Source organism: Flavobacterium frigidum, assembly GCF_048286735.1.
Taxonomy (GTDB): Bacteria; Bacteroidota; Bacteroidia; order Flavobacteriales; family Flavobacteriaceae; genus Flavobacterium.
The window spans coordinates 35,239-54,395 of record NZ_JBLVPU010000013.1; the positions used below are offsets into that span (position 1 = coordinate 35,239).

At 33.7% G+C, this 19,157-nt stretch carries 17 protein-coding genes; 8 read left to right on the forward strand and 9 right to left on the reverse strand.

The features are described from left to right. Position 1: 1 nt before the first annotated feature. Positions 2-3,238 (forward strand): NB-ARC domain-containing protein, encoded by a 3,237-nt coding sequence (locus tag ACNQGO_RS09225; RefSeq protein ID WP_417985073.1) that lies wholly within the window; start codon positions 2-4, stop codon positions 3,236-3,238. A gap of 324 nt (positions 3,239-3,562) precedes the next feature. On the opposite strand, the gene ACNQGO_RS09230 is transcribed toward ACNQGO_RS09225, so the two are convergent. The 3 genes from ACNQGO_RS09230 to ACNQGO_RS09240 are packed head-to-tail and all read right to left on the reverse strand — an operon-like array spanning position 3,563 to position 5,402. Beyond that, positions 3,563-4,195, reverse strand: coding sequence for a conjugal transfer protein TraD (locus ACNQGO_RS09230; RefSeq protein WP_417947164.1), 633 nt, complete (start codon positions 4,193-4,195; stop codon positions 3,563-3,565). Between the two features lie 22 nt (positions 4,196-4,217). Beyond that, positions 4,218-4,622, reverse strand: coding sequence for a DUF3408 domain-containing protein (locus ACNQGO_RS09235; RefSeq protein ID WP_417985074.1), 405 nt, complete (start codon positions 4,620-4,622; stop codon positions 4,218-4,220). A gap of 12 nt (positions 4,623-4,634) precedes the next feature. Continuing rightward, positions 4,635-5,402, reverse strand: a complete 768-nt coding sequence (locus ACNQGO_RS09240; RefSeq protein ID WP_417985075.1) for a ParA family protein — start codon at positions 5,400-5,402, stop codon at positions 4,635-4,637. A gap of 714 nt (positions 5,403-6,116) precedes the next feature. Between ACNQGO_RS09240 and mobA the strand changes: the two genes are divergently transcribed. The 5 genes from mobA (at position 6,117) to ACNQGO_RS09265 (ending at position 11,660) form a co-directional block, all read left to right on the forward strand. Beyond that, a complete protein-coding gene (mobA, locus tag ACNQGO_RS09245) occupies positions 6,117-6,557 on the forward strand; it encodes a conjugal transfer protein MobA (protein WP_417985076.1) in 441 nt (146 codons plus the stop codon). Next, positions 6,554-7,870 carry a conjugal transfer protein MobB gene (gene mobB, locus ACNQGO_RS09250; protein ID WP_417985077.1) on the forward strand — a complete coding sequence of 439 codons (1,317 nt, stop codon included), beginning with the start codon at positions 6,554-6,556 and terminating at the stop codon, positions 7,868-7,870. The genes mobA and mobB overlap by 4 nt, the downstream gene beginning before the upstream one ends. Before the next feature lie 104 nt (positions 7,871-7,974). Continuing rightward, positions 7,975-9,975 carry a conjugal transfer protein MobC gene (mobC, locus tag ACNQGO_RS09255; protein ID WP_417985078.1) on the forward strand — a complete coding sequence of 667 codons (2,001 nt, stop codon included), beginning with the start codon at positions 7,975-7,977 and terminating at the stop codon, positions 9,973-9,975. A gap of 94 nt (positions 9,976-10,069) precedes the next feature. Then, positions 10,070-10,360, forward strand: a complete 291-nt coding sequence (locus ACNQGO_RS09260; RefSeq protein WP_417969219.1) for a helix-turn-helix domain-containing protein — start codon at positions 10,070-10,072, stop codon at positions 10,358-10,360. 49 nt (positions 10,361-10,409) lie between these two features. Beyond that, on the forward strand, positions 10,410-11,660 hold the full coding sequence (locus ACNQGO_RS09265) for a type II toxin-antitoxin system HipA family toxin (RefSeq protein WP_417985079.1): 1,251 nt from the start codon (positions 10,410-10,412) through the stop codon (positions 11,658-11,660). Between the two features lie 440 nt (positions 11,661-12,100). Here ACNQGO_RS09265 and ACNQGO_RS09270 read toward each other — a convergent pair whose 3' ends face one another. The 6 genes from ACNQGO_RS09270 to ACNQGO_RS09295 form a co-directional block, all read right to left on the reverse strand. After that, a complete protein-coding gene (locus tag ACNQGO_RS09270; protein ID WP_417985080.1) occupies positions 12,101-14,179 on the reverse strand; it encodes a type IA DNA topoisomerase in 2,079 nt (692 codons plus the stop codon). Between the two features lie 21 nt (positions 14,180-14,200). Then, a complete protein-coding gene (locus ACNQGO_RS09275) occupies positions 14,201-15,241 on the reverse strand; it encodes a DUF3945 domain-containing protein (RefSeq protein ID WP_417985081.1) in 1,041 nt (346 codons plus the stop codon). 121 nt (positions 15,242-15,362) lie between these two features. Beyond that, positions 15,363-15,575, reverse strand: a complete 213-nt coding sequence (locus tag ACNQGO_RS09280) for a hypothetical protein (RefSeq protein ID WP_417948093.1) — start codon at positions 15,573-15,575, stop codon at positions 15,363-15,365. A gap of 56 nt (positions 15,576-15,631) precedes the next feature. Further along, positions 15,632-15,970, reverse strand: a complete 339-nt coding sequence (locus ACNQGO_RS09285) for a helix-turn-helix domain-containing protein (RefSeq protein WP_417948092.1) — start codon at positions 15,968-15,970, stop codon at positions 15,632-15,634. 255 nt (positions 15,971-16,225) lie between these two features. Next, positions 16,226-17,071 carry an RteC domain-containing protein gene (locus ACNQGO_RS09290; protein WP_470303450.1) on the reverse strand — a complete coding sequence of 282 codons (846 nt, stop codon included), beginning with the start codon at positions 17,069-17,071 and terminating at the stop codon, positions 16,226-16,228. Between the two features lie 128 nt (positions 17,072-17,199). Further along, entirely contained in the window at positions 17,200-17,547 is a 348-nt protein-coding gene (locus ACNQGO_RS09295) for a hypothetical protein (protein ID WP_417985083.1), read from the reverse strand. A 221-nt stretch (positions 17,548-17,768) separates the two neighbouring features. On the opposite strand from ACNQGO_RS09295, the gene ACNQGO_RS09300 reads away from it, so the two are divergent. Together ACNQGO_RS09300 and ACNQGO_RS09305 are read left to right on the forward strand one after the other, a co-directional pair. Beyond that, a complete protein-coding gene (locus ACNQGO_RS09300; protein WP_417985084.1) occupies positions 17,769-18,152 on the forward strand; it encodes a DUF7793 family protein in 384 nt (127 codons plus the stop codon). Between the two features lie 37 nt (positions 18,153-18,189). Beyond that, complete coding sequence (locus tag ACNQGO_RS09305) at positions 18,190-19,110, forward strand: AraC family transcriptional regulator (protein ID WP_417985085.1); 921 nt, start codon at positions 18,190-18,192, stop codon at positions 19,108-19,110. Positions 19,111-19,157 lie beyond the last annotated feature (47 nt).

Here is a 19,157-nt window from a genome sequence, read left to right on the forward strand (position 1 = left end):
TATGGAAATTATTGATATACCCTCACAGAGCGCCCATACTATATATAATGTAGCGGGAGGCTTGCACATAAATAATTCTCCTGAAATGCTTGAACTTCTTAATAAGCAAAAACAGGAGAAGCTTCAGGAATTATATTCCACACCGTTTTTTGAAGCATTGTCCGAGGGACTATCAAAAAAAAAACTTATTGAAAGAAAAGACAAAGTATCAAAAATTCAAAATGTTTTAGAAGAACATAATCAATTGATTTTTTACGGAGAGCCAGGTATGGGCAAGACAACCATATTGTATCAGTTTGCAAAAGACCTTAAAAAGGTTATTTACATTTCTGTTAAAGATAAATCTCCCATAAGTATCTTTTCATATTTAATAAACAAAATTCGCCAGCTAAACGATGAAGATTTGCTTGAAGTGGTTGATATTGATCAAGCCGTTGAATGGCTTCAAAGTAGTCTACAAAAAACGAGTGCTACGATAATCATTGATGATTGTGAGCAGCTTCCGGATACTGTAGCGAAAATTATACCCCTGCAAAAATTCAATAATAAATTTTTATTTGCAACCCGTAAAAAAAATCTTTTTTCAAAAGCGGGTGTAATAAATTATGAGTGCAAAGCTTTCACCGATTCGGAAATAAAAACTTTTTTAAACTCTCATGGTAAGATAGTTGGTGCTTTAGAATTCAATAAAATTCGAAAAGCATCAATAGGTAATCCTTTGTACTTATTTTACTTAACTAATTTTCAAATTACTTCATTGCCTGAAAGTTTAATAGCTTTTCAAGAAGTAATTTGGAGCGACTTAAGTATATATGAACAGGAAATTTTAATACTAATTTCAGCTCCTCATTTTAGCATAAATACTATCCAATTATCAGAAGCTCTTTCGTTTGCGTCACCATTGGAGTTTTCTAAAGTAATTGAAAATTTATCTACATTGGTCACTAATATAAATGGCTCATTACATATTTTTCATCCTACCTTTAAAGAGTTTATTTTAGATAAGATAAAAGATAAAGGACTACTTGAACATTATTTGATAAAACTTGGGAATTACTTTTTATCGAATGATGAAATAATTCAAGCAACTTACCTTTTAATTGACATAGCTCCAGAAAAAGTTGATAAGTATTTGTTTGATGTTTTTCCCAAATTATTAGATTGGGGAGAACTTCCTTTTGCTGTAAAAGTTATAAAAAGAACGCTCAGTAAGGTTAAGAAAAATATTGAAAAAGGATATTTATACTATCATTTAAGCCATGCAAATAATCTACTCGGAAATAAGGAAGAATCACGTTCGGAATTAGATCATTCAATTTTTTATCTTGAAAAAGTAAAAAATAAAAAAATGCTTGCTGCGGCATTGATATTTAAAGCAGCTGATTTAGTTGAACTAGGAAGTATTTCGGAAGCAACAGAAATGGCTGATAAAATTTTTTATGATTTAAAAGAGGAAAATAAAGAAGTAAAAGCTCCAATATTAGTTACTCTGTCCAAAATTTATGTTGATATGTCAGAAACTACTAAGGCTGCAATGGCTAGTAAGCAGGCTTTTGAAATTTTTAAAGATCTTGGAGACAGAAGAGGAATGATAAGCAGTTTAGCTAATTTAATTTCGAGTCTCGCTCTTGATGATCAGTATCAGGACGATGTAGAAAAATATGGTTTACAATTATTGGAAATTATAAAAGGCGATGATACTGAATTCTCCATTGAAGTAATCGTTTTAAATGCACTAACGTCAATCTATCGAAAAAAGAAGAAATTTGAGAGTGCAAAAACATATTGTAAAAAAGCAATAGAACTTTGTCAAAAATATGAGATGAAGGACAGAGCAATTTTGAATTTAATTAATTTCGGTAATATTTTGAGGGATGAGAAAAATATTGAGGGAGCCAAGGCGATTTATAAGGAAGCATTAGTTTACACTGTTCAGTATAATATAAAAAAAGATGAAGGCCGTATATATTGGATTTTGGCGAGTGTTGAAACAGCGGATGGAAATTTAGTAGGTGGTCTTGAATATGCTGAAAAATCTTTTACCGCATGTTCAGTAGTAAATTATTATTATGGTATAGCTAATGCATTAAATGAAAAGGCAGAAATATTAGAATTACTAGGAGACAATACCAAAGCGGCTCAGACGTATGAAGATTGTGCTAATTATTATGCTAAAATGGAGCAATACAACCAAAATTATAGAAGTAATATAGCTAAAGCTATAACTCTGTATAACTCTGCCGGAGCAAAAAATGAAGCCAATATTTTAACTACAAAATTAATCGAAAAGGCATTTGTTGATGAAGATTTTGATGATATTGAAGAGATAATAAGCAATGATCCCTCAGATGAATCTGTTGTAAAGAATTTTAGAATTTTATTTAAAAAATATTTTTCTCATTCAGATGTTCAAAGAAATATAATTCAGCAATTTTTATCTTTTGTTGAATTTTGTAAAAAGCAAAATAAAGGAGAGGGTAAGTTACTTTTTAAAGAATTCCTAAATATCATTATTTATAGCGGTTTTAAAGCTAAATATTCGTACAGTATCCTAGGATTAGCAATCGAACAATCTGAAGATTTATTATCACATCAGGATTTAGATTCTATCTTCTCTCTTCTTGGGAAATGTCTTCCTTTTTTGTCATGCAGAACTATTGACGAAGAATTTCTAATATTAGTGAGTATAAATGGCAAGATTAATTTAGAAATTAAAGCAATTGAAGATGAACTCATTACCAAAAAACTTGCTTTATCTCTATTGTTACTCCTACACGAAAGACCAGATTTAATAATTACTGAAGATGATATGAAAGAAAAAAAGTGTGTAATCTTTCTATTATTACATAATCCAGAAATCGAAGAAGCCTTAAAAAATAAAATTCCACCAAAAGATAAAATTTTTAGTGAACATTCACAGTCTGTTCATATGGGAAAAGCAGATTATTCTATATTTGAAATGATTATGATAAGTCCTGAATTTGACACATATTGTAACCTGTCAAAAAATCCTGACGGTAAAGGTTCAATGTATTTCTATGTTAATACCGTTTTAGGTTTAAGAGAGCATTTTTATCACAGTAAAATTAGAGATAATGTTACTAAGCGTAAACCTACTGTTCAAACAATTGCAGGCCTTCTTGGATATACCGATTTAGAAGATAAAAACCGTAAGAATGAAAATTTCTTTGTGGATTTAAGTAAAATTCCAGGGTTAGTTCGACTGCAAAAAAAGTAAAATTTAATTATTATGGAATTATTATCTTTATTAAATGATCTTCCAATGTACCAATTCGTCATAGTAATTAAGGCTTTAGAAATGCAGTCACTTTTAAGCGATTTTAAATCGATAGTAGATGAGACTGAAATGATATCCTTGCACACTGGTTTGAATACATACAGAAAATGAGTTTCGTACAATTAGGATAAATGAAGTTATAAATATCACCTGCACAACTGATTTGTAATTAAATAGAAGTAAAACAAAGGACAATATTTCTTTTTTGTTCCATCAAGCGAACATTATTAGATTTGAATCAAATTAATTTGATTTATAACTTATTCACACAAACTCCCCAATATCAAAATCTTCCAAATCATTTTTATGCAAAAAAGAAGAACCAGAATCCGTTTCTGAAGAAATTTTACTGTCTAGCAGCTTGGCTATTTTTTGAGAAGCATCTTCGATGGAATTTTCCAATAGGTCGAATAATTCGGTTCCTTGTATTTTCTGAAGTAGGACTGTTGCTGTTTCCTTTTGAGAGGGTCTCATTTTCTCTTTTTTTAACAACGTTTTTACAGTGCTTAATTCTTCAAAGGTAACCCCTTGGGCAAAACCATTATCGCCATCGGATAGTCCATAACTATTCCATTCTTCCTCCTCATTCTCAAAATCAGGTACATTCCCAAAAACTTCATCCAGCTCTTCTTGTGAAATTTGTAATTCGACTTTATTTTCGTCGATTTCTATATCAAAATTATCATTATGATGCTCTTCTTTTTGCACTTGACCGTCATTGGATTTCTTTGGCACAGAAAGGCTTCTTTGAGGCTTAGGCTGTCCCATAATATCCGGGAGACTAGAGTTAACTTTCTCTTGATTTGGTTGATGCTTATGATATTTTTTAATGACAATTTTATCCTTTGCCAAAAGGAAAATGACGATGAGCAGACAAATTACAATTACTGTTTCCATACTATTTAGTGTTATACATTGTTTAAAAAATCGGCTTGTTTCTCTCATTGAAAAATTCCTGGATTTCGGTTCCAAAATCACTGAAATGCTGTTCTAAAATGTTATCGATATAAGAATACAATGTTGTTTTCTCTTCCCTTGTCAATTGAACAATTCGAAGGAGTCGTTCGTGGTATTCAGGTCTTATATACACAACCTTCCCGCTACGACCAGACGGATATCTGTTAGTGAGAAATACTTCTTCATAATTCCGTTTTTTTTGAGCGCTTACACGAATTTTCTCTTTAGGTTTGTTTTCCTTAGCTTCGACACTTTGGCTTGTGTTTTTATCGTTGTTAACCGCTTCATCCCCACTCATAATATTCATGAGGTAATCTTCATCTACAACTGGTTTTTGAAAACCCTTATGCTTTTTATCAGATTCCATACAAGAAAAGATTTAAGGGTTTATGATTTTGAGAAATTCATTGACAAAAAGATCTAGCTTGGTTAACTTCATCAAATTAGGCTCAGCAGGAAGCAGGCTAGATCTAAAAATATAATTACTAGTATCATCCGTTTCCTTGCGGAAACGTTTACTATCCATTATTTTTGACTCCATTATAGAAAGCCCCAATTCTTCTATTACACCTTGATAGGCCTTATACAAACTAGTCTTCTCCCTCCTATCCACTTGATTCCAAAACAACCAAAATTTTAAATTCTTGTTACCTCCATCTGTTTCTGGAAGTTGTAGAAATGCTTTGGCAAATCCCAAAGTGCTTTCTACGACCAAACGATCAGCAGTAATGGGAGAAAAGATAAAGTCCATTGCTTTTAATGTGGTCAAAACGCCCTTGGTGTTGGCGGTTCCTGGAAGATCAAACAAAATAATATTCCAATCACTATTCGATTGACCTACATATTCTGACGCTTTTTCTAGCGCATTGTCGGCTTTACAACGAATGACAGGAAATGCTTTTTTATCAATCGACTGAAATTGCTTCACTGCCGCTCTCTTATGATACTCATTTTGCATCACGGTTTTAAGATCTCTGTCTCTCATATTGCCGAGACTATGCTGCGGAAAATCACAATCCAAAACCAATACATTAAATCCCAATCGATAATGAAGCACACTAGCTAAAAAGGTTGTCATTGTAGATTTCCCTACTCCACCCTTTTGGGTAGAGAAACTAATTTTTAAAGTTTTTTTTATTGTTTCCATTACTTAAAATTTTAAAGTTATCTATTTACTAAATTATTTCGCTTTACACCTACATACCTTCTTGTATTTCCATACAAGGTTTTGCCCTATTTATTTGCTTTAAGTATGTGTGTATTTACAATTACATATTCATACAATTTCCAACAGCTATGCCTTGTTTATTGGTAATATGCATGCTCATTTATAATACTGCTTTTATGCTTTTATAGTTGCATAGTTTTAAAACTTTATCGTTTTATACCTTACTATTTTACTAAATACTTGCTTACTCCTGCACCTTGGTATTTGTGTTTGAAATTGGATATAGAAACGTTTTTAAATATCCTTTTACAACTTTGAAACAAAGAAAGCTGGTAACTCCAAACCATCTCAGAACTATGAACTCATTGGCGTTACATGGCATTATTTGGCTACACATACTACTATACCATTCTAAAATTCAATGATTTACTTTGTTAAAGAAGTAAATAAATTAAAAAATGAAAGGCCCAAATCTATATTTGAATAAGAACAGGAACGGCTTAAAGCCATTTATCCCTGCTTTATTAAATCTGTTCCGCCGACAGGCGGACGGATTATCTGTTCACCAGAACAGAGCAAGTTGTGTTTTGAGGCACTCGAAATGAATTCCGTGCCTCAAAACAACTTGCCCTTGCAGGGGCTTAAAACTCCCTCCGAAGTCGGGGTTTTCTAAAAATTAAAGTTAGAATCACAATGGAGAATCAACAAAACAAAAAACAACACAAAGGCGGTAGAAATCCTAAAAAGAATCCTAGTATCCACCGCTATGTTTTTCGATTAACAGACCAGGAAAACGCAAAATTCCTTTCTCTTTTTGAAGCTTCGGGAGCGGATAGTAAAGCGCTATTTATCACTTCTCTCTTATTTGAAAAGCAAATAAAAACGGTTAAAGTAGATCTAGCAGCAATGGATTATTACATGCGCTTAACCACTTTGTATGGTCAGTTTCGTGCTGTTGGCGTTAATTACAATCAAATTGTCAAGATATTGTACCGCAATTTTTCTGAAAAGAAAGCAGCAGCCTATCTCTTTAAATTGGAAAAACAAACGATCGAGTTAGCGCAATTATGCCGTGCCATAACGCAATTAACAGAAGAGTTTGAAGTAAAACATTTGAAAAAAGGAGAAAAATGATAGCAAAAATTGGTCGTGGAGCAAATATAATTGGTGCACTTTCGTATAACCAACTAAAAGTAGATCAAGAAAATGGATCAATTTTATCGACTCATAGAATAAGAGAAACAGTCAATGGACAGTTTACTGTTAGCCAATTATACCCTTCGTTCGAACCTTATCTAATGGCAAACAAGCGAACAGAAAAACCTGTTTTGCATATTTCTCTTAACCCAAACCCAAAAGATAGTGTAAGTGACGAAGACTTTAAAAAAATCGCACAAGACTATATGGAACTTATTGGTTATGGAGACCAGCCTTATGTGGTTTTTAAGCATACCGATATTGAACGAACTCACATTCATATCGTTTCGACCTGCGTTGATCGTTACGGAAAAAAGTTATCTGATTCATATGAGAAATTACGTTCCATGAATGCGTGCCGTGCATTGGAGCAAAAATATCAATTACTTCCTGCAACTGAACAGAATCAAAAACCGAAGGAAGTAATTTTTAAACCAGTTGATTACAAGGAAGCCAATGTAAAAAGTCAAATAGCATCGGTAATTCGACATCTGCCAAAGTATTATCAGTATCAAAGTTTGGGAACTTATAATGCACTACTTTCTCTTTTTAATATTACTGCTGAGCAAATAACAGGTGAAATGCAGGGTCAATCTAAGCAAGGTCTTGTTTATTTTGCACTGAATGAAAAAGGAGAAAAAGTGACAAATCCTTTCAAATCCTCTCTTTTTGGAAAACAGGCTGGCATAGAAAGTTTGCAAAAGCATTTCGAACAATCCAAAGAAAAAATGAAAACAGCACCTGTTAAAGAAATCCTGAAAAATTCGATAGAGGTTGCCATGCACACCACTAACAATGAAACTGATTTCAAAAAACAACTAGTTGATCAAGGAGTTAATACAATTGTTCGAAGAAATGCTCAAGGTCGTATATACGGAATGACTTTTATTGACCATGAATCTCGCACTGTTTGGAATGGATCCCAATTAAGTAAAAATTTATCTGCCAACGTTTTTAATGATTTATGGAAAAATGAAGGGACTCAAAAAGTTCAAAATGAGAGACAGAAAACCAAAACAATTTCATCCACAGCTAGTAAAAATGAATCCAAACCAGAAACAGAAAAACCACATGCACTTTTTGATTTTCTTAATGGAAATTATTCAACCCATTCTATACCTGACTTTGGACTTATAGAAAGCCTTGTTACTTTATTACCAAATGCTCAAGGTGAAGATTATGAAGAGCAAGTATTTGCTAATCAAATAAAGAAAAAGACAAAACGTAACAATCATCACGGAAAGAAATAGTTTAGCGAGACAACCAACGCCAATGGATGCCAACGGAAGTCAATTGACTTAGATTCTTTTACGTTCGATCTACTTTCGCTTGTTACATTTTTAACTTTTTAATTATGCAAGGACAAGACGATTTAAGAGGGCTCGCCAAAATAATGGCTTTCATGCGCGCTGTAAGTATCCTTCTAATACTCATGCACTTTTACTGGTTTTGTTATAGTTTTTTCTTAGAAAAGGGCTGGACATTACAAATCATTAACAAGATACTAGGTAATTTTCAACGGACTGCAAGTCTATTCTCTCACAGCTTATACACCAAGATTTTTGCTTTGGTATTGTTAGCTTTAAATTGTTTGGGTACAAAAGGAGTCAAAAACGAAAAAATTACTTGGTCTAAAATATCTAGTGCCTTAGTCATTGGATTTATACTTTTTTTTCTCAACACACCATTGCTGAAGTTATCCGCTGATTTAGCTATTTCGTTATACATAACGACTACCTCAGCGGGCTATATTTCGTTAATGATGGCTGGCGTTTGGATCAGTCGACTGCTGCGTACCAATCTTATGAGCGATGTTTTTAATAATGAGAATGAAAGCTTCATGCAAGAAACCAAATTAATGCAAAACGAATATTCCGTTAATTTGCCAACCAAATTTTATTACAAAGGCAAATGGAACGAAGGTTGGATTAATGTTGTAAATCCTTTTCGAGCTTCCATCGTTTTAGGAACACCAGGATCTGGTAAGAGTTATGCCATTATAAACAACTATATCAAGCAGCATATCGAAAAAGGATTTTCGATGTACATCTATGATTTCAAATTCGATGATCTTTCTACCATTGCATATAATCATTTACTAAAACATTCGGACAAGTATACCGTTAAACCAAAATTCTATATCATCAACTTTGACGATCCTAGCAGAAGTCATCGTTGCAATCCTATCAATCCAGATTTTATGACAGACATCTCAGATGCTTATGAATCTGCCTATACCATTATGTTGAATCTTAACCGCAGTTGGATACAAAAGCAAGGCGATTTCTTTGTGGAATCTCCCATTATATTACTAGCCGCTATTATTTGGTTTCTGAAAATTTATGATAATGGAAAGTATTGTACATTTCCACATGCCATAGAGTTACTAAACAAGAAATATGTTGATGTTTTTACCATCCTTACTTCCTACCCTGATCTCGAAAATTATTTATCTCCGTTTATGGATGCTTGGCAAGGTGGCGCACAAGATCAATTGCAAGGACAAATCGCTTCCGCAAAAATTCCCTTGTCTCGAATGATTTCACCTCAACTCTATTGGGTAATGACTGGCGATGACTTTTCATTGGACATCAATAATCCGGATGAACCTAAAATTCTTTGCGTGGGAAACAATCCCGATAGGCAAAATATTTATTCTGCTGCCTTGGGTTTGTACAATTCTAGAATTATAAAACTAATCAACAAGAAAGGAAAATTAAAAAGTTCGGTGATAATTGATGAGTTGCCAACGATCTACTTTAGAGGACTAGATAATTTGATAGCCACAGCTAGAAGTAATAAAGTAGCGGTATGTTTGGGATTTCAAGATTATTCGCAATTGACACGTGATTATGGTGATAAGGAAAGTAAGGTTATCCAAAATACGGTGGGCAACATCTTTAGTGGTCAGGTTGTGGGAGAAACGGCCAAAAGCTTATCCGAACGGTTTGGCAAAGTATTACAGAAACGTCAGAGTCTAACCATCAATAGAAATGACAAATCAACCTCAATATCTACACAACTAGACAGCTTGATACCAGCATCAAAAATCTCTACGCTTACGCAAGGTGTGTTTGTGGGAGCTGTTTCAGATAATTTTGACGAACGCATCGAACAGAAAATTTTCCATTCTGAAATTGTGGTAGATAATGAAAAAGTAGCGGCAGAAACCAAAGCTTATAAAAAGATACCCGTTATTTTACCTTTCGTTGATGAAAACGGACAAGATAATATGAAAGTCGAAATTGAGGCTAATTACAAACAGATTAAGCGTGATATTGTTCTTATTATAGAAAGTGAATTGGAACGCATTAAAAACGATCCTAATTTGCAACATTTAGTGCAAGAGGGGTAAAATAAATGACCCTAAATAGAAGAAACACTTATTCAATGTTTGTTATTATGTACATATTTGCTATTTTTGTCCATATTAATGAACATTTATAAAAATGAGCGCGAAAAAGCAAGTCTTGTTCCCTAAACACCAACTCCTTTTAGAGCAAATGGGTGAGAATATTAAATTGGCTCGAAAAAGAAGAAAACTCACTGCAATACAAATTGCTGAAAGAGCCGATATTGCTAGAACCACTTTATACCAAATAGAAAAAGGAAACTCTAGTGTGGCTATAGGTGCCTATTTTAATGTTCTTAGAGTACTCGGTTTGCAAGACGATTTTTTAAAAATAGCTGCTGACGACGAACTAGGAAGAAAACTTCAAGACCTCGAACTATTAAAGTAATCCCGTGCTAGAAACAAATTAAACAGATCACTTATTCAAAACACACAACATGTCACTAAGTAAAACCGACATCTACGTTTACGCCCATTGGCAAGAAATGAAGGAACCTAAATTAATAGGTGTCTTATCTGCACAACAAGCCAAAGGTAAAAAAGCATTTAGTTTTGAATACGATAGAAACTGGCTCAAAACTGAACAAAAATTCCTTTTGGATCCAGACATTCAATTATATGCTGGTCCACAATACCCGAACCAAAAAGAGAACTTTGGCATTTTTTTAGACAGCATGCCTGATACTTGGGGACGTACCTTAATGAAACGCCGAGAAGCCCAGCTTGCTAGAGAAAGGAATGAAAAGCCAAAAACACTCTATGATATTGATTTTCTATTAGGTGTATATGATGAAAGTCGTATGGGAGCATTCCGATTTAAAATTGAAGCTAATGGTGATTTTTTAGATAACAATAAAAACGCTTCTACCCCGCCATGGTCTTCTATCCGAGAACTCCAAAATGCAGCCGCTAATTTCGAAAACGACAAAGATAATGAAGAGGTCAATAAATGGCTATCTGTTCTTATGGCGCCTGGATCTTCATTAGGTGGTGCAAGACCCAAAGCCAATATTTTAGACAACGATAAAAGTCTTTGGATTGCTAAATTCCCCTCCAAAACAGATACTGTAGACAAAGCAGCTTGGGAATTTTTAGCCTATAAATTGGCCACTAGTGCTGGAGTTGATATGGCACCCTGTCGAATAGAAAAAATCATGGGCAACCATCATACTTTCTTTACCAAACGCTTTGACAGGGAGAACGGTGAAAGAATTCATTTTGCGTCGGCTATGACAATGACAGGCAACAATGAAGATACTATAAGAGATAATCCTGCAAGTTATTTAGATATTGCCGAATTTATTAGTAATCAAGGTGCAAACGTAGAAGAAAATCTTCACCAACTATGGCGCAGAATCGTTTTTAATATAGTCATTTCTAACACCGATGACCATTTGCGTAACCATGGATTTATTTTAACCAAAGAAGGTTGGATACTCTCCCCTGCTTACGATCTTAACCCCTCCATAGACAAAGATGGTTTGGCTCTCAATATTGATATGGACAACAATGCACTGGATTTTGAATTAGCTATAAGTGTTGGAGAATATTTTAGATTGAATACTTTACAAATGGAAAACATCATTCAAGAAGTTATACAAGTTACAAGCAACTGGAAAGCGATAGCCACAAAAATAGGAATTTCTAGAGCAGAGTTGGAAATGATGGAAAAAGCTTTTATTTGGTAGTGATAGTTTAAATAATCAGTCTCACTCCAGTCATTCATTTTGCTCCGTTCGGCTGCTCCAGTCGGTATGCCTTCATGATTTAAGGTGTAAACGAAATCTATTTTTCGACATACCTACCCTTCGCAGGCACTTCACAGTCCATAAAAAAAACAGCAGCTTAAAAATAAGCAGCTGTTTTTTTTAGGCTGTTGCGTTTCTCAGCTCCGCACGTTCATTCCTTGCGTTCGGTCAAGCTTATATAAGCAGGATAAAGCTTCATTGCGTTGCGCTCCGTGCCCACGCTCCACTGCATTCCAGCCCTATCCAACTCATAGCCTTCCTTTTTATAATTTGAGTTGGAACTCAAACATATTACCTTTAATTTCTTTCTTCGAGAACTGCAGCATTTACAGATAGTTACATTTTACTAAAAAGTAACTAGAAATCAGTAAACCACTTTATTAACCTTTCTTCTTTTGAGGAAAAATGAAAGAAGTATCGCCTCCTTCATCCATAGCTATAAAAGCATCGAATTTCTTACCTGATTTACTTATCATCCCTTTTAAGAGATTGGTCTTTGCTTTAGTTATGAGGTCTTCCAGGTCCACATGACTGAGTTGTATGCCACATATATTTCGGAACTGAACCCAATTACATTTTTCGTCCCTGCATTTTACCAACTTGTCCCGAATAATCAATTTTTGGACCTTACATTTTGGACAAATTAGCTCCGGTTGTGGCTCTACTTCTATTACTAAATCAAGTATTTCTTGAGTTAAAGACTTTGTATAAGTTTCTATTTCTCTCTGGAAAGTTGCTAAATTAGATTCATTATTTTCTATTTGTTTCAGAGCTAGTTCCCAGTTTGCAGTCAACACTACATTGGCAATATTTTTGTCTTTTACCAACTCATAGACCTTTAATCCTTTTTCAGTAGGCAGTAGTAATTTCTTATCGCGTTTTACATATTCCCTTTTAAAAAGTGTTTCAATAATAGCTGCTCTAGTAGCTGAGGTACCTATTCCTACACCTTTTATTATTTTACTCTCCTGCTCGTTTTCAATCTGATTCCCCGCATTTTCCATTGCAGAAAGCAAGCTTGCTTCCGTATGAATAATTGGTGGTTTGGTTTTCTTTACCAATACTTTTGCTGTCTTAATCTTTACTTCATCACCAATTTTTAGTGCTGGTAATTCTTGAATTGGATCTTTATCTTCATCGCTAAAATCACCTTTAATAGCTCTCCAACCTGCATCAAGAATTTTAATTCCTTTTAATCCAAAATCATAGTGTGCCACCTGTAGTACAATGTTCGTTATTTCTTTAGTACAAACAGGAGAAACTGATTCTAATAATCGATACGCAATCATTTCATAAATTGCCTTCTCCTTAGCTGATAAAGCCGATGGAATTTTATCCGTGATTAATATACCATGATGATCGGTCACTTTTAAATCGTTTACGATTCGTTTATTCAAACGGTTCAATTTCAATTTAGCAGCTATAGCTTTGAATTTCTCAATCTCTTCAGTAATCCTTATCATCTTAGGAATTTCTTCCCACATGTCTTCAGGAATATATTTGCTCCCAGTACGTGGGTAACTAATGAATTTTTTCTCATAGAGACTTTGAGCGATATTGAGCGTTTCCTCAGTCGTTAGATTTAACCTTATGTTAGCTTCCTTCTGCAATGCAGTAAGATCAAATAACAATGGAGGCTGCTCATTAACAGTTTTGGTTTCTGTGGTAATTACTGAAGCCTTTCCATGTTTGTGCACTATTTTCAATACATAATCAGCCTTTTTACCTTCATCCCATTTAAGATTAGAAAGACTCTTAAAATCAACGTACTCTTTATTATGTTCCAATTCAATTTGCCAATATTCTTCAATGTTAAACAACTTGTTCTCCAAAAAACGTTTACAAATTAGTGCAAGTGTTGGTGTTTGAACCCGACCCAGCGAAAAAATACTACTACCGCTCTTAACAGTTAGTGCTTGCGAAGCATTAATACCTACTAACCAATCTGCACGGCTCCTTCCTACTCCTGCATCATGCAAACTATCAAAGTCTTTTCCTGATTTTAGATTCTCAAATCCTTTAAGAATTGCCTTTTCAGTTAATGAACTAATCCACAATCGTTCGAAAGGTTTAGAGCAGTTTAAATATTCATAGATGTACCGAAAAATAAGTTCTCCCTCTCGCCCAGCATCCGTGGCCACAATGATACTCTCGCACTGTTTAAATAGTTGATCAATAGTATTCAGTTGTTTCAATGCTCCAAGATCACGAATATAAGTCTTGTCTTTTTTTACTTTACGTACTGTCAATAAGAATGGATTAGGCAATATGGGCAAAGCTTCACTTTTAAACCCACTAATTCCATAATCTTCCGGCATGGCTAAAGACACTAAATGTCCGAACGCCCAGGTTACCTGATATCCATTTCCCATCAAGTAACCGTCTTTCTTTTCTGTAGCTCCTAACAAGAGAGCAATCTCCCGAGCAACACTTGGTTTTTCTGCAATTACTACTTTCATGTGAACAAGTCTTTAGGGTAATTACATTTTTCTACCTTTAGCTTTAGCAGCTACTTTGGGTTTCTCCTGCTGTTCTTGCTGTTTTGTATTATCAGGATTATTCTGCTTGCTTTTCAAAGGTTCTTTAATTTGCTTAGTCGTCTCGTTAGTTTTAGCCTCAGAATCAACAGCAACTTGGGTTTTACTTTCCTCTTTAGGTTGTGCTTTCTCCCCTGGTTTATTGGGATTGTCAAAAGAAAAGCATGTTTTTCTCGTATCCTTATCGAATGTGATGTATCCTTGGTATTCTTTGCCTTTCTTATCAACCAATCCACTGACATAAACTGTTTGCCCGTCCTTAAATTTTTCGAATTGTGCAGTATCTAGTTCTTTCCCACGAAAGGTTTTTGGAGCTTCAATATCTTGCTTTTCAGCTTGCTTGTTGCCACTTCCTCTATCGAACAAAAACTCAATATATCGCTTATCTGCATTAAACTGTACTGAGGTATTAAAAGGTTCTCCATTTTTAGAAATCATACCTTCTAAATACAATGGTTTTCCTTCTGACAATGTAGTTTTTTGTTGATCATCAAGCTTAATGCCTTTGATTTCTTCTGGAATTTTAATGAGGGTTGTTCGAAGTGCAATAAGTTCATTGGTTAACTTGTCAATACTTATGATTGATGGGATTGTTTCCCCTGTTTTGGGGTTTGTCAAGTCCACAACTCGCCCCATATTTCCATTTTTAAGCAAATTATCTTTGTCCTCTTTTGTAAATTCATGGCCGAAAAACTTAAAGTACAATTGGGGTTCTTTTCGAATTCCGTGAATTGCCATTACTACTTGACCATCTTCTTTTGCTTGTAGTGAAAGCCTAGCGTCCATTCTAGTGATTGATGTCCCTAAATCAAGAGTGACAGGAACTAATTCATTCGTTTTGTAGCCTTTCAGCAAAGGTTCAAGGACATTCATTTTTTCAAGTCGTTCTTTTGTTAATCCCAGATTAGCCATTGCTTTCCAATCGATTTGTTCTACTTTGTAACGGTTTTCTCCTGTTTCTGTTGTACTCTGTGTTGATTCCATAATATTTAGATTTTAAAAGTTGATATTAGTATTTAGGCTATTTCTTAAACTACTCTTTTCAGAAAAAGAGTAACCTTATTTATTATTTTCTGTTCTACATAAATGCTTTTAGAGGTTTGTATTACTTTTTAAAATCAGAAAAAAAGTCTGAGAATAAATCACCTTGTTTGTCCACGCGCTGAAAATCTTTTTCCTCTTTTTCTCCTATGGCTGTAGGCAATTCCATAGGATCGATTTTTACTATATCTTGGGATTTATTTTTACTATTATTAGTCTTTGCTTCCTTAGAAAGAGAACTTTCTCTTTTAATCTCTTCCTGTATATCCTTCTTCATTACTTTTTCGTTTAAAAATTAATTCATTCGAAAATAGCTACATATAAAATAGAGGTTTAGGACTTGGCATTTATTGGAACACCATGTCTCAGATTGTCTTTGCATCTGTCAAAAGGTGCATTAAAACTATCCCGTATAAATTGATGAACATCTGATAATTTATAATAGATCTTGCCACTAATTGTATAGTAAGCCAGTTTACCTGAGGATCTATAGCGTTGTAAAGACCTATTGCTGATTTTTAACATTTGAAGTACGTCTTGATTATCTAGCAATTCTTCTCCATCAATATTGTTTCTACTTTTTTGGACATCATTAATTTGATCATTCATTAAATCAAATCGGTCCATGATACGTTCCATCCAACTTATAAATTCCATTCTATCAATATTCATATAGATATGTTTTAATCATTTATACAAAGTTGGAAAACATTTGTACTATATTATGCCAAGGTTCGCCAATTGAAAAGAAAATTTTTGAATTTCTAAAAAACATATAGTTGATTGTTTTTCAGATTATTAAGTTACTATTTTGCACGAGAAGTTTTGTGTAGAGAGAGCTTTACCAATGGGTCTATATGGGTAGCTATTATAAAAAAAGCAATATTTAAAAAACACTGCCTTAAAATAATAGAAGATTATAATTATTTATAGATCTCTATCCATATACTGCTCTAAAGAAGATTTGAGTTGGTCTAAAAATAAAGTGCGATTACCAGCGCGGTCTTTCATGCGATGAAATGCATGGTGAATATCTCCCAATTGGACACGAAATAATAGCTGGAAAATTAAACTGATTTTACGGATTCCGACCTTACCATTAGAAATTGCTCCAGATGCGTAAAGAGCATAAATTAATTCTATCAGTGCATTTTTAGATTCTGTCCAGAAAACATCTTTGGTAGATTCGGCATTCTGTAAAGCCATACCCGGCTTGTCTACAGGATTTATTTTGATAATTAAATAATTATAAAGCAGTTCATCCGCTATAATACGGGAAACTTTGTAATCATAATATGTAGAAAATTGGGTATCAACTTCAAAGATAAAACTGTTAAGGCCCGTATTAAGATTTATCTTCCCCAATTTAAAAAAATCGTGGTCCCTGTCAGTTCTTCCAGAACGGTAATATCGGTAAAAATCAGAATTGCAAATATGTTCCTTATATTCCTGCTTTAGCTGCTGTAATTCACTGGAATAATATTTATAATACATTTTTCCTGTACTCACTGGACAAGAGGTTTCTATTCTGTACATCTTGTTGTAATAGATTAACTTACCCAGAATTTGCGGTTTTATGATTCTGAAGAATTCAATTTCTTCATTTTCATCTGTAAAATGATGCTCTAAAACATGGTTTTTCATACCTGATAATAAATCCTGAAGGAATTTAGTCATACGATAGGATTCGTCTATTACATGCACTGATTCCAAACTTATTTCCTCTTCTTTTTTTAGTATACTGTAAAGCGCATCTTTATAAGTGGACTGCATCATACTGACAATATTAAAGTGAATAAGTAATTCATGTAGGTCCCAAATTTTAAGTTCGGTACTGTTTTGTTCATAATGTCATTCCGCAACATATCTTTCCGAGCGTCAGTTCGTTTGCTTTAATAATTTCATTTCAGACAGCATAGTGGCTTTCGCACAACTTGTGAAATAGCCTCTTTTTTCATTTTTTGTTCTAGTTCATTATAAAGCGGATGCGAAATATATGACTTAGAAAGTGGGAATTGTGTACCATAATTGTTTATGGCTGCTATTGCGGCCTCTTTCAACCGAATGTCTTGTTCGAGTCCCAAGTAACCGGTTGTACCAAAATGAAACATTTCCTTTCCCTTAATTTGGATTGTCCTACCCGTCAATTTTTTGTCTTCTGCATATAGATGAAGTACTCCTTCTTTTTTTGCTCCTGATAAAACCTCATCGACTGTGTCAATGAAATTATTGTGCTTGATTTTTGCCATCTTTAAATTATTTAGGTTGTTTTAAAAATTAGATTTCTAAAATTCATCATAAAAATTTAAAGTTATTTCATCTTATACCTCAATACTCCCAATATAACAAGTCAAAGTCCCAAATTGACAACTAAAACAGCCAAATTGCAACAAATAATCCCAAATTGGCAAGTGACTTATTAATAGATGTTTATATTTTTGTTAAATTAGAAAAATTAAATCCATAAAACATGATTGCAGCACATGATTTTTATGAGAATAATTTCGCCAGATTTTGGATCTCTGGTGGCATTCTCTTTTTTGAATACAAACCTAATACAACTATTGATTTAAGGGTAGCCCAGCGTGTAATAACCGATAGAATCCATTTTCAAAACGAATGTACTTATCCTATTTTATGTGATATTAGAGGTGTTGTAGCTACTGAGAAAGCTGGAAGAGATCATTTAGCACAGTCGGGCTCTATTTTGACGCAAGCAGTAGCACTAATTGTACATGAAAAAGTTTCCTTAATTATTAGTGCTTTTTATGTAGAGATTAGTAAGCCTTCTGTACCCACTCAAATTTTTACTAAAGAAGATGACGCTTTAATTTATCTAAAAGGGTTTGTTTAGCGTTTAGTTTAAGAAAAAGAATTAAAAGTTGAATCTTATGAATAAAACGTACAACGAAGAGCGTATTGTTACAATTCATCAAATGTTATTTGAAATGGCACGTGGCAATTTCAACAGTCGCATTCCTTTAAGTTCAAATGATGAAGAATTGGAAACGCTAGTTGTTTTAATTAATATGGTTGCGGAAGAAATGAAAGAGTCCATTTTTCAAATTGGGTACGTGAATACACATAGGACAAATCAATTTACAGCTTTAAGCACAATAGTTTTAGATTCATCTTTTCTTATTAATAGTTTTACACCTGAAGTTATTCTTTTTTTGGGTTATTCAGAATCGGAGTTGCTAAACTTATCTTTGGCGGATATTATTACAAAAGCCTCTTTTGAACAATTTCAAGAAGTACTTGAGACAAATAGTTCTTTGCTTACAACAATTACATTAGATTTTACACCTAAAGAACATTTACCTATTTCGGTCGCAAGTAACATTGTACGGTTGGTTAATCGTTCGGAAATTATAATGAATCTGGTTACTCCTGCACGTCAAGATCCTTATAGTCCTTTATTGTATGGGAATGAAAACGAGAAACATAATAAAACTCGAAAGGCAGATGCACTATTGATTCAAAAACTTTATGATTATATTTTAGCACACCTTGAAGAACCCCTTCCCTCATTAAAAGTGCTTTCATCTAAATTCGGAACAAATGAACATAAATTAAAAGATGGTTTTCGCCATTTTTTTAAGACTAGTATTTATCAGTTTTATAATCAAGAGCGACTCAAAAGAGCTTTCTTTATGATTGAACATACTGGAATACCGTTAAAAAATATTTCTGTCATGAATGGTTTTAATAATTATCCAAATTTCTCAAAATCTTTTAAAAAACAATTTGGTTTTTCTCCCAACGAATTAAAGCGAAATGAAGTTGGTTTTATTTCGTCAGATGAGGATTAAAGTTATCCGTTTTAGTCATCTCTTACTCCCAAAAAGACAACTGTAGT

Coding starts and splice junctions, on each gene's coding strand:
- ACNQGO_RS09225 (WP_417985073.1), top strand. CDS start 2: ATGGAAATTATTGATATACCCTCACAGAGCGCCCATACTATATATAAT.
- ACNQGO_RS09230 (WP_417947164.1), bottom strand. CDS start 4,195: ATGGAAACAGTAATTGTAATTTGTCTGCTCATCGTCATTTTCCTTTTG.
- ACNQGO_RS09235 (WP_417985074.1), bottom strand. CDS start 4,622: ATGGAATCTGATAAAAAGCATAAGGGTTTTCAAAAACCAGTTGTAGAT.
- ACNQGO_RS09240 (WP_417985075.1), bottom strand. CDS start 5,402: ATGGAAACAATAAAAAAAACTTTAAAAATTAGTTTCTCTACCCAAAAG.
- mobA (WP_417985076.1), top strand. CDS start 6,117: ATGGAGAATCAACAAAACAAAAAACAACACAAAGGCGGTAGAAATCCT.
- mobB (WP_417985077.1), top strand. CDS start 6,554: ATGATAGCAAAAATTGGTCGTGGAGCAAATATAATTGGTGCACTTTCG.
- mobC (WP_417985078.1), top strand. CDS start 7,975: ATGCAAGGACAAGACGATTTAAGAGGGCTCGCCAAAATAATGGCTTTC.
- ACNQGO_RS09260 (WP_417969219.1), top strand. CDS start 10,070: ATGAGCGCGAAAAAGCAAGTCTTGTTCCCTAAACACCAACTCCTTTTA.
- ACNQGO_RS09265 (WP_417985079.1), top strand. CDS start 10,410: ATGTCACTAAGTAAAACCGACATCTACGTTTACGCCCATTGGCAAGAA.
- ACNQGO_RS09270 (WP_417985080.1), bottom strand. CDS start 14,179: ATGAAAGTAGTAATTGCAGAAAAACCAAGTGTTGCTCGGGAGATTGCT.
- ACNQGO_RS09275 (WP_417985081.1), bottom strand. CDS start 15,241: ATGGAATCAACACAGAGTACAACAGAAACAGGAGAAAACCGTTACAAA.
- ACNQGO_RS09280 (WP_417948093.1), bottom strand. CDS start 15,575: ATGAAGAAGGATATACAGGAAGAGATTAAAAGAGAAAGTTCTCTTTCT.
- ACNQGO_RS09285 (WP_417948092.1), bottom strand. CDS start 15,970: ATGAATATTGATAGAATGGAATTTATAAGTTGGATGGAACGTATCATG.
- ACNQGO_RS09290 (WP_470303450.1), bottom strand. CDS start 17,071: ATGCAGTCCACTTATAAAGATGCGCTTTACAGTATACTAAAAAAAGAA.
- ACNQGO_RS09295 (WP_417985083.1), bottom strand. CDS start 17,547: ATGGCAAAAATCAAGCACAATAATTTCATTGACACAGTCGATGAGGTT.
- ACNQGO_RS09300 (WP_417985084.1), top strand. CDS start 17,769: ATGATTGCAGCACATGATTTTTATGAGAATAATTTCGCCAGATTTTGG.
- ACNQGO_RS09305 (WP_417985085.1), top strand. CDS start 18,190: ATGAATAAAACGTACAACGAAGAGCGTATTGTTACAATTCATCAAATG.